Below are 11,017 nucleotides of genomic sequence, written 5' to 3' on the forward strand. Positions count from 1 at the left end.
AAACGCCGTTAAGTTGGACTTTCTTCGGTGATTGAAGTAGTTTCTAACCCACGAATAGACAGGTCTGTTCATAAGGGTTTAAATGGCGGGCTTGTCCACAAAACTTAGGAGAACTATTTTCATGCTCATCTCAGGACTAGCGCTGGGCGCCGTGCTCGGCTTTGTTATGCAGCGAGGACGCTTCTGCGTCACCGGCTTCCTGCGCGATATCTTTACTCAGCGCAGCTGGCGCGGCTTCGTCGCGCTACTGATTGTTATTTCCTTCCACGCCATCGGCCTGGCCGCACTGACCAGCGCCGGCGTGATTACTCCCGAATACAACGAACTGGCACCGGTGGCCGTTATCGTCGGTGGTGTTATCTTCGGGCTGGGTATCGTCCTGGCCGGTGGCTGTGCCTCGGGTACCTGGTACCGCTCGGGTGAGGGCCTGATTGGCTCTTGGATCGCACTGGTCTTTTACGCCCTATCCGCTGCTGCTATGAAGACTGGCTTCCTCAATGGCCTGCAGAATTCCCTGAAGGACCGCACCGTCGGCCTGACCAGCATTCATGCCTCTCTCGGCATTAGCATTTGGCCACTGGTCATCGCGCTGAGCGCCGTCACGGCATACTTCGCCGTCCGCTTCCTGCGCGAAGAATTCTCCGGCCCGCGCCCGGTAACTCTGGCACCGCGTAAGTCCGGTCTCGCGCACATCCTGGCTGAGAAGCCCTGGCACGTGTACGCCACCGCCGCCATCGTCGGTGTACTGGGCGTGATTGCATGGCCGCTGTCCGCCGCCACCGGCCGCAACGATGGCCTCGGCATCACCACTCCGTCCTCCAACCTCGCTAACTACGTTGTCACTGGTGACACCGAGCGTTTCGACTGGGGCGTCCTCCTCGTCCTCGGCATCCTCGTCGGTTCCTTCATCGCCGCCAAGGCATCCGGCGAATTCCGTCTCCGCGTCCCGGACGCTACGCAGGGCGCTCGCTCCGTCGTCGGCGGCATCTTCATGGGTGTTGGCGCTGCGTGGGCCGGCGGCTGCACCGTCGGCAACGGCATGGTCCAGACCTCGCTGTTCAGCTACCAGGGTTGGCTTGCGCTGGCGTCCATCGCCGCAGGTGTCGCTATCGCCGCCAAGCTTTGGCTGAAGCCGTCCGCACCTTCGCTTAACGACGTCCCGAGCACCTCTTCCACCACCAACGACACGGCGGTATCGGCAGCGGCTCCGGTCGCTTCGGCTGCTACTTCTCCTGTGTCCCTGCCGAGCAGCGACGGTGTCGGTGCCGCTGGCGCCGAGACCTCCCCGCTGGCGGGTGCCTTTGCTGTCGCTCCGGTGGCGTTGCTCGACCGGAGCGTCGTCAAGCAGGAAGACGGCAAGCTAAAGCCGCTGGGCGATGGGCGATACGAGCTCGACACCGTCGGCGCGGTGTGCCCATTCCCGTTGATCGAGGCCAAGGATGCAATCAACAAGATTGAGGTCGGCGAGGAGCTGGTGATTCCATTCGACTGCACCCAGGCCACGGATGCGATTCCGCGCTGGGCTGCGAAGGATGGCCACGAGGTCACCAACTTCGAGCAGACCGGCGAGGCTGGTTGGACGATTTCCGTCCGCCGAGGGCGATAAGTCCTGGTGGCGTTAGAGGAGCGTCGGTAGGGTGAGGGCATAGATTGATTGACATCAACAACAAAGGAGCTTGACCATGGCAAAGAATATCCGACCACTTAATGCGCTTGTAGCCGCAGGTGCCGCCAGCGTGCTTGCGCTGGCCGGTTGCTCCTCCGATGATTCGACTAATACCGAAGCAAGCAGCACTGTTAGCGAGACCAGCTCGTCGGCAACGGCAACCAGCTCTGAGGACACGGGCGACATGGATGACATGGACGATGCCGATGGCCACGGTGAGCACGGCGACCATGATGACGATGCAATGGCTGGCCATGATCACCCGGCCGATGGCGGTCCGGCTCCCGAGGGAATGGCTCCGGCTGACAACGCGAAGTTTCCGGTCGGCAGTGAAGTGAAGGTTCTAGCTGATCACATGCCGGGCATGAAGGGTGCAGAAGGCAAGGTTGTTGGTGTTTTCAACACCACCACGTACTCCGTGTCCTACACTCCGACCGATGGCAGTGAACCGGTGAAGGATCACCGTTGGGTTGTTCATGAGGAGCTGGAGAACCCAGGTGAGGCTCCGCTTGCCGACGGCTCCGAGATCACCATCAATGCCGAGCACATGGCGGGCATGAAGGGCGCCAAGGGCACTGTTGATTACTCCACCCAGGAGCCGGTCTATATGGTTGATATCGACGAAGACGGCATGACCATGAAGAACCACAAGTGGGTTACCGAAAGCGAGCTCGCACCGGAGGACTAACTAGTCAGGCTTAGTCAGCCACTTCTAGGTTGGTTGCTTCGGGCCGGTTGCTTCGGCCTAACTCAATCCATTAAAACCGGGTATCACGCAGGAAGTGTGGTGCCCGGTTTTTTTATGCTTCGCGCCTATGCTCCGTGTCCAAAAACCTTCGGGTAGCGCGTGGTCCGGCTGGGGCGGAGACGGCGGGGACGGGGCCGGCGAGGGCAGGGGCGGCGAGGGCAGGGGCGGTCGGCCACTTGTCGATGAGCTATTCACCTGTCGATGCGCTATAGCGTGGCCATCAGTGAATAACGCATCGACAAGTGCTCAGGTAGACCCCACAACGTGCGCATAAGTGGCGGAAAACCATCGATAAGTCGGCAACACCAGTGCGCCTGCTCAGCCCACTCAGCCCCGAAGCTGGTATTAATTCGCCGCGTACCTGCATTGGCACTTTCTTAATCAGAAGTGCATTCGCGCATCTCTAAGCGCATAACCCCAGTTCAGTCGGGTGTTAAAAAAGCGTTAATAGGTGCCCGCCGCAGTAGGTATGGGTGTTTTATAACTGTCATGTTCGTAGACATTTTGCTTCTTCTACTCACCATTGCGGCCTTCCTGCTACTGCAGGGCTGCGCAAAGGCGGTGAAGAAACTATGACGTGGGAATTGATCGTCGGCGCCATTTTAGGTTTGGCGGCATTGGGCTATGTTCTGGTCGCCCTGATTGATCCGGAGCGATTCTCGTGAGCAACGTCATTATGGGATTTGTCCCGGTAATCATCGTGATGGCCGCACTGGCCATCCTTTACATCCCGCTCGGCAATTACATGGGGCGGGTATTCACCACTGATAAACACTTGGGTGTTGAGCGCGGTTTCTACCGCGCCATCGGTGTGCGCCCAGAGGCCAACCAGCACTGGACAAAGTACACCGCCAGTGTGTTGAGCTTCTCCGCTGTCAGCGTCATCTTCGTCTACCTGCTGCAGCGAGTGCAGCAGTGGCTACCGCTCAACCACGGCAAGGGCCCAGTTTCTCCGGACCAGGCGTGGAACACCGCGGTGTCGTTTACCACCAACACCAACTGGCAGTCCTACTCCGGTGAAGAAGCCATGACAGTGCTAACCCAGATGGCTGGCCTGGCAGTTCAGAACTTCGTCTCCGCCGCAGTCGGTATTGCAGTGGCGGTGGCGCTGGTCCGAGGCCTGGCCAACCGTCACGGTGACGGCAACATCGGCAACTTCTGGGTAGATCTGACTCGTACCGTCCTGCGAGTGCTGCTGCCCATCGCCGCTATTGGTGCAATTCTGCTGATTTCGCAGGGTGCCATCCAGAATTTCTCGGCCCCACAGACTATCCAGACTGTCACCGGCGGCAGCCAGACTATCCCGAGCGGTGCCGTGGCATCGCAGGAGGTCATCAAGGAATTGGGCACCAACGGCGGTGGCTACTTCAACGCCAACTCCGCGCATCCATTTGAAAACCCGAATGCGTGGACCAACATGCTGGAAATCTTCCTTATCCTGTTGATTCCGGTCTCGTTGACCAGGGCATTCGGTGTCATCATCGGTGACAAGCGTCAGGGCTGGGCAATTCTGTCCACCATGGCGGTGCTCTACTTCATCTCTCTGGCTGTCGTTATGTCCAGCGAGACTGCGCTGCAGACCTTCCAAGGTGGCGGCATGGAGGGCAAGGAAATGCGCTTTGGCGTGCTGCCGAGTTCCTTCTTTGCGGTGACCACCACCATGACGTCGACAGGCGCGGTGGACAGCTTCCACTCCAGCTACTCACCACTGGCAGGCGGCATGCTCATGCTGAACATGCTGCTGGGCGAGATCAGCCCTGGTGGTGTGGGCTCCGGTCTCTACGGCATGCTCATCATCGCCATCCTGACCGTATTCATCGCCGGCCTGATGGTCGGCCGTACCCCGGAATACCTGGGCAAGCGCATTGGTGTTTCGGAAATCACCAAGGTTTGCCTCTACATCCTGGTCATGCCAGTGCTGGTGCTGGCAGGTGTCGGTATCTCCACCATGCTGCCGTCGACGCTGGACTCCGTGTCCGCTGACGGACCGCACGGTTTCTCCGACCTGATTTACGCCTTCACCAGTGCGTCCAACAACAATGGTTCGGCATTCGCGGGCTTCGGTGCCGATACCCCGTGGTTCAACATGAGCCTCGGTTTCGCCATGCTGTTTGGTCGCTTTCTTCCAATTGTCATGGTGCTGGGTCTGGCTGGTGACTTCGCCAAGCAGCGACCAGCCGCCGAGACCGCTGGCACCCTGCCAACTCACCGACCGCAGTTTGTCGGCCTGACCGTTGCCATCGCAATCATCGTCAGCGCCCTGACCTTCCTACCAACCCTCGTCCTAGGTCCGCTGACGGAGGCCCTGTCATGAGCAAGAATTCCAACGCATCTTCCGCATTTTCTCCCAGCGCACTGAAAGCGGCTCTGCCGCTGGCGCTGAGCAAGATGAACCCGCGCCAGCTCATCGCCACCCCGGTGATGTTCCTGGTCGAAGTCGGTGCCGCATTTACGCTGGTCCTGGCCATTGCGCACCCGTCGCTGTTCAGTATTTCCATCACGGTGTGGCTGTGGTTGACGGTACTTTTTGCAACGCTGGCGGAAGCCGTCGCTGAGGGCCGCGGCAAGGCACAGGCGGAATCGCTGCGCGCTTCGCGCACCACCTCTGATGCCTTCAAGCTCAACAACGGCGCCAACGCCGCTGCAGCACTGGAGAACCCAGCCGCGCAGACCACCAAGGTCGCGGCCACGGACCTGGTTCCGGGTGACATCGTCATCGTCTCCGCCGGCGAGCCGATTCCCGCCGATGGCGACGTGATCGTCGGCGCTGCCAGTGTCGATGAGTCCGCCATTACCGGTGAGTCCGCGCCGGTCATCCGCGAGGCCGGCGGTGATCGGTGCGCGGTCACCGGTGGTACACGCGTGCTTTCCGACGCCATCGCCATCGAGGTCACCACCATGCCCGGTGAGAGCTTCATGGATCGCATGATTGGTCTGGTCGAAGGCGCACAGCGCAAGAAGACTCCGAACGAGCTGGCACTTGGTTCCCTGCTGCACGTGTTGACCCTGATCTTCCTCATGGTCGTCATCGCCTTGGCACCAATGGCTGTCTTCAACGGCGCTGAGCAGGACCCATTGGTACTGGTCGCACTGCTGATCTGCCTGATCCCGACCACTATCGGCGCGCTGCTGTCCGCTATTGGTATCGCCGGTATGGACCGCCTGGTTCAGCACAACGTGTTGGCCATGTCGGGCCGTGCGGTTGAGGCCGCTGGTGACGTCGCCACGCTGCTGCTAGACAAGACCGGCACCATCACCTTCGGTAACCGTCAGGCTGCGGAGTTCTCCGAGGTCGGCGACACCACGCACGCTGAATTGGTACACGCCTGCCAGCTTTCTTCGCTTGCCGACGAAACCCCCGAGGGCCGCTCCATTGTCGAGCTCGCGGAAACCGAATCGAATGAACGCATCGACGAATCCGTCTATGCCAATGCGACCTTCATTCCCTTTACCGCTCAGACTCGTATGAGTGGTATCGAGTTCCCCGCTACCGGCGGCGAGAAGAAACGCAAGGTAGTCAAGGGTGCCGCAATGGAGATTGTGAAGCTGATGAAGTGCATCGGTGCCACCGTGCCGCCCGAGGTCGATGGCATTGTCCAGCGCATTTCGGAAGCGGGCGGTACCGCGCTGGTGGTCGCCGAGGTATTTGGCGGCGACGAAGTAACCAGCGGTGAGTCCGGACGAGTGCTGGGTGTTATTTATCTCAAGGACGTCGTTAAGCCTGGCATGCGTGAGCGTTTCGATCAGCTGCGTGAAATGGGCATTCGTACCGTCATGATCACGGGCGACAATGCGGTGACGGCGCATGCGATTGCGAAGGAGGCCGGCGTCGACGATGTGCTCGCTGAGGCCACCCCGGAGCAGAAGCTAGAGTTGATCCGCAAGGAGCAGTCGAAGGGACGCCTGGTCGCCATGACCGGTGACGGCACCAACGATGCACCGGCATTGGCGCAGGCAGATGTGGGCGTGGCAATGAACACTGGTACGTCGGCGGCGAAGGAAGCGGCCAACATGGTGGACCTGGATTCGGATCCGACCAAGCTCATTGACGTGGTGGGAATCGGCAAGCAGTTGCTGATTACCCGCGGTGCGCTGACCACCTTCTCCATTGCCAATGACGTGGCGAAGTACTTCGCCATCATTCCAGCCATGTTCGTCACGGCGCTGCCTGGCCTGGACAAGCTCAACATCATGAACCTGCATTCGCCGGAAAGCGCCATCCTGTCTGCAGTGATCTTCAACGCGCTGGTGATTGTCGCCTTGATTCCGCTGGCTCTCAAGGGCGTGAAGTACCGCGCCGGGTCGGCTGCCTCACTGCTGAGCCGCAACCTGCTCATCTTCGGTGTCGGTGGCATCATCGCACCGTTTGTCGGCATCAAAATTATTGACCTCCTGCTCTCCGGAGTGTTCGGGATGTAAGTGCCTTGGCCTCGCGCCAAACGGCGCAGCCAGCGCACAACACTTGGCATCTCGCAACATGTGAAAAGAATCGAGAAGGACATGAACAAGAACTTTCGGTTGGTATCCACCACAATCAAGGCATATTTGCTGCTCACCGTGGTTATCGGCCTGCTGTACCCAGCCGCAATCTGGGTAGTGGGGCGAATCTGGTCCGATAACGCTGATGGCTCGATGATGTATGACTCCGCAGGCAAGGCCCAGGGCTCGGAGCTCATTGCCCAAGAAGTGACAAAGCCGGGATTTTTCTACCCGCGCCCGTCTGCTGCGGGGGATAATGGCTACGACGCGATGTCGTCTTCGGCATCGAACGTGTCGCCGTATAGCAAGGAGTTCCAGGCTGAAATCGAACAGCGCCGCACCGATGTCGCTGCCCGCGAGGGCATCGACCCGGCCCAGGTACCGGTGGAGGCAGTCACCGCCTCCGGTTCCGGTCTGGATCCGCATATCTCCGAGAAGTACGCACAGCTGCAAGCACCGCGCGTGGCCAAGGAGCGCAACCTGCCACAGGCAGAGGTTGAGCGGTTGATCTCGGAAAATAGTGAAAACGCAATTACGGAACAGGGCTCGCAGGATGGTGGGCGACTGGTCAACGTCGTAAAGCTGAACGCCGCTCTGACAGACGGACAGTAAGCATCCTGCGATTGGGCAAGGTATGGCAAGTAAAGGTCTGTAAGAAATGGCCAAGCGAGGAAAACTGAAGGTCTACCTGGGGTTCGCCCCGGGCGTGGGTAAGACGTGCGCCATGTTGAGCGAGGGGCACGATCTGTACTCCCGTGGGCACGAGGTAGTCATTGGTCTGGTGGAACACCACGGTCGCGAGCGGACGAAGAAGCTCATCGAAGGCCTGCCAGTGTTGGATTGTCGAAAGGTGTCCTACCGCGGCAACACCTATCGTGAGCTGGATGTTGATGCGATTATCGAGATGCGTCCCGAGGTCGCCCTCGTCGATGAGCTCGCGCACACCGTCGTTACCGATGAGCCGGACAACGAGTTCGTTCAGCAACGCAAGCGCTGGCACGATGTCTACCAGCTTCTCGACGCAGGCATCGACGTCATCTCGACGATGAACATCCAGCACTTGGAATCGCTTAACGACGTCGTTGCGGCCGTCACCGGCGTGCGCCAGATGGAGACGGTACCCGACCGTGTCCTCCGCGATGCGGACGAGATTGAGCTCATCGACTTGAGCCCGGACGCCCTGCGCATCCGCCTGTCTCGCGGCGAAATCTACCGCAAGGAGCAAGCGGAACTAGCGCTGCGCAAGTACTTCCGCCCGGGCAACCTCAGCGCCCTGCGTGAGCTGGCACTTTTGTGGCTGGCTGACAAGGTCGAGGAGGTGCTCGATGCCTACCGCGAAGACGAGGAGATCGACGACCACTGGACCACGCGTGAGCGCGTCGTGGTGGCCGTGCGCGATGATGAGAACGCGGAGTCCATGATTCGCCGCGGTGCTCGTATGACCGGTCGCGTGGCCGGCCGCGAGATGATTGTCGTGCACATTACCGGCGAGGACGACGGCCTTGACCGCGGGTATCTGCGTCGGCTGCGCAAGCTGCAGGATCTCACCGAGTCGCTGGGTGGGCAGTGGCGCACCATCGTGGGCGATGATGTGCCGGGAATTCTGCTGGAGTTCTCCCGCACGGTCAATGCATCGCAGCTGGTCATTGGCTCGGAGCGAGGACTGCGGCGCTATGTGGGCTTAAGTACCTCGCAGCGCATCATCGACCAGGCTGGGCCCATCGATGTGCACATCATCTCCTCAAGCTCAGAGAAGAAAGCCAAGCGGCGCAAGAAACTGCGCTCTCGCTTTTCCAAGGAGCGACGCATCACCGGTTGGCTCCTGGCACTGGTGGGGCCAGTGCTACTGACGTTGCTGCTCTACCAGCTGGACACCGGCCCGGAGTTCCTGGGCGTGCTGCTGCTGACCTATCTAATGCCGATAGTCTTCGCCGCTATGGCGGCAGGGTTGGTGCCAGCGCTGGCGGCAGTGGTGGTCTCCTCAATTCTGGCAAACTGGTACTTCACCGCTCCGGTGAATACCCTGACTATCACCGAGCCGGCCAGCTTGGCTCAAATCCTGCTCTTCGGTGTGATTGCGGCGGCTGTGGCGACGGTGGTGGAGCGTTCCGAGCGCCGCCGCGAGATGGCGGACAGGAGTTTGCATCAGGCAGTCGTAATGTCCGAGTTGGCACACGGTGTCGTCCACGATGGCGACAACATGTCCAACCTGGTCCACAGCTTGGCGGATACGTTCTCGATGGAGCGCGTGGACGTGCAGCGTTACTCCTCAGAGCGCAAGAAGTGGTTGACCATTGTCACCACCGCCGAACACGGCTTGTCCGAACCGTGGCCGACAGAGCTGCCGATGACTAAGGTCAGCTCCGGCGATGACCTGCGCTTTGTGCTCAGTGGCCGTGAACTCACCGCCGCTGAGACTGCCATGATTGCGGCTCACGGTTCCCGCATCCGGGCGCTCATGGACATGGAGGAAATCGCCGCGATGCGCCGCGCCACCGCTGCCCTCGAGGCGGGCAACCGCGTGGGCAGCGCGGTGCTGACCGCCGTTTCACATGACCTGCGCACACCGCTGGCCAGCATCAAGGCTGCGATCTCCAGCATGAACATGGAGGACGTTGAGCTTGACGACGAAACGCGTCTCATCCTCATGGAGACAATCGAGAGTTCCGCTGACCGCCTAGAGGTGGTCATTGGCAACCTACTCGATGCCAGCCGCATCGACTCCAGCACCAAGCGGGTGGAAAGTGTGCCGGTTAGCGTCTCCGATGTTGTGGACGCGGTATGTGCGGAGCTGCCGGAAGCCGCAGGTCACATTGACCGCGATATTGACCATGACGCCTGCATGGTGGAAGGCGATCCTGGGCTGATCCAGCGCATTGTTTCCAACATCGTCATCAACGGCCGTCAGTACGCACCGGAGTCGAGCCTGACCATTCGTACGCGGCCCAGCGAGCGCGGTGTGCGCGGTCCCGCCGACATGCCGGTTATGGGCTCGCTGGGTGCTATCGCTGCGAGCGCATGCATAGACATTTTGATCATTGACCACGGTAAGGGCATCCCGGAGGATAAGTTGGAGGAGATTTTTCAACCGTTCCAACGCCTTGGCGACTACTCGGCACAATCTCAGGGCCTTGGTCTGGGACTTGCCGCCGCCTCGCGTTTTGCCGACGCCATGGGAGGCGCCATCCGCGCCGAACAGACACCCGGCGGCGGTGCTACCTTCGTGCTGACGTTGCCGCGTGCAATGGGCGAGAGAAAGTAGGATTCCATGAATCTCAGTTCAGGACAACCCGCTGGTCAGGCTGGCAACAAACCCGGGCGAAAGATACTCATCGTCGAGGATGATGTCGCCATGGCCCGCACTGTGCTTGTCAGTTTAAAAGCCCGCGGTTACGAGCCACGTGTCGCGCAAACGGCCACGCGGGCGTTAGCCGCGGTCAGCGAGTGGAAGCCCGACGCCGTTCTCCTGGATCTGGGCTTGCCCGATGTCAGTGGCCTGGAAGTTCTGCGTTCTTTGCGCAGGTGGAGCGATATTCCAGTGCTGATTGTCTCCGCACGTCACGACGAGGCGGGGAAAATCAACGCCCTCAATGAAGGGGCCGATGACTACGTCACCAAGCCTTTCTCGATGGGGGAGTTGTTGGCTCGGCTGCGTTCAACCATGCGGCGTGCTAGCAAAGTAGTGGTCGAAGAGGTGCCGAAGGTGACCTCCGCAGATGGTCATCTAATGGTTGACCTGGCCAAACGGCAAGTTCTCGTGGCGGACGAGCTCGTGCATCTGACCCCGCGCGAGTGGGACATCCTGGTCTACCTGGTGCAGCATCGTGGCGAACTGGTGACCAAACTGGAGCTTCTCAAGGCCGTCTGGGGTGACCAGTACGAAAAAGAGACCAACTACCTGCGCGTTTACATCTCCCAGCTGCGCCACAAGATTGAGCCTCAGCAGGCTCACAACAAGTACTTGCGCACTGAGGTGGGGGTCGGTTATCGCATGGTGCTGGACGAGGAGTAGCAGCCGGCTGCTTGCCCGTTCTTGCTTGCCCGCCTGCACGTTCCCGCCTTCCCGCTCGCCTGCCTGCCTCTCCTCGCGACTTCACGACACCTATGTCACCTCATGCCACCTC

8 protein-coding genes are annotated in these 11,017 nt (G+C 60.2%); all 8 read left to right on the forward strand.

Annotation, left to right across the window (positions count from 1 at the left end; translation table 11 throughout):
- Positions 1-121 precede the first annotated feature (121 nt).
- The 8 genes from HMPREF2651_RS06150 to HMPREF2651_RS06185 all read left to right on the forward strand — a co-directional run bounded on the left by HMPREF2651_RS06150 (position 122) and on the right by HMPREF2651_RS06185 (position 10,905).
- Positions 122-1,606 (forward strand): YeeE/YedE thiosulfate transporter family protein, encoded by a 1,485-nt coding sequence (locus HMPREF2651_RS06150; protein WP_049181805.1) that lies wholly within the window; start codon positions 122-124, stop codon positions 1,604-1,606.
- Between the two features lie 76 nt (positions 1,607-1,682).
- Complete coding sequence (locus HMPREF2651_RS06155) at positions 1,683-2,354, forward strand: YdhK family protein (RefSeq protein ID WP_080972903.1); 672 nt, start codon at positions 1,683-1,685, stop codon at positions 2,352-2,354.
- Between the two features lie 632 nt (positions 2,355-2,986).
- The gene (locus HMPREF2651_RS06160) at positions 2,987-3,079 is read left to right on the forward strand and encodes a potassium-transporting ATPase subunit F (protein WP_016421618.1); all 93 of its coding nucleotides are present in this window, start codon (positions 2,987-2,989) and stop codon (positions 3,077-3,079) included.
- Positions 3,076-4,728, forward strand: coding sequence for a potassium-transporting ATPase subunit KdpA (gene kdpA, locus HMPREF2651_RS06165; protein WP_049181802.1), 1,653 nt, complete (start codon positions 3,076-3,078; stop codon positions 4,726-4,728). The genes HMPREF2651_RS06160 and kdpA overlap by 4 nt, the downstream gene beginning before the upstream one ends.
- The gene (gene kdpB, locus HMPREF2651_RS06170; RefSeq protein ID WP_049181801.1) at positions 4,725-6,833 is read left to right on the forward strand and encodes a potassium-transporting ATPase subunit KdpB; all 2,109 of its coding nucleotides are present in this window, start codon (positions 4,725-4,727) and stop codon (positions 6,831-6,833) included. Before kdpA ends, kdpB begins: the two co-directional genes overlap by 4 nt.
- Before the next feature lie 81 nt (positions 6,834-6,914).
- Positions 6,915-7,505 (forward strand): K(+)-transporting ATPase subunit C, encoded by a 591-nt coding sequence (kdpC, locus tag HMPREF2651_RS06175; RefSeq protein ID WP_048734312.1) that lies wholly within the window; start codon positions 6,915-6,917, stop codon positions 7,503-7,505.
- A gap of 46 nt (positions 7,506-7,551) precedes the next feature.
- On the forward strand, positions 7,552-10,155 hold the full coding sequence (locus HMPREF2651_RS06180) for a sensor histidine kinase (RefSeq protein ID WP_038626891.1): 2,604 nt from the start codon (positions 7,552-7,554) through the stop codon (positions 10,153-10,155).
- Between the two features lie 6 nt (positions 10,156-10,161).
- Positions 10,162-10,905, forward strand: coding sequence for a response regulator transcription factor (locus HMPREF2651_RS06185; RefSeq protein ID WP_049181799.1), 744 nt, complete (start codon positions 10,162-10,164; stop codon positions 10,903-10,905).
- Positions 10,906-11,017 lie beyond the last annotated feature (112 nt).

Source organism: Corynebacterium sp. HMSC063A05, from assembly GCF_001809695.1.
Taxonomy (GTDB): domain Bacteria; phylum Actinomycetota; class Actinomycetes; order Mycobacteriales; family Mycobacteriaceae; genus Corynebacterium; species Corynebacterium amycolatum.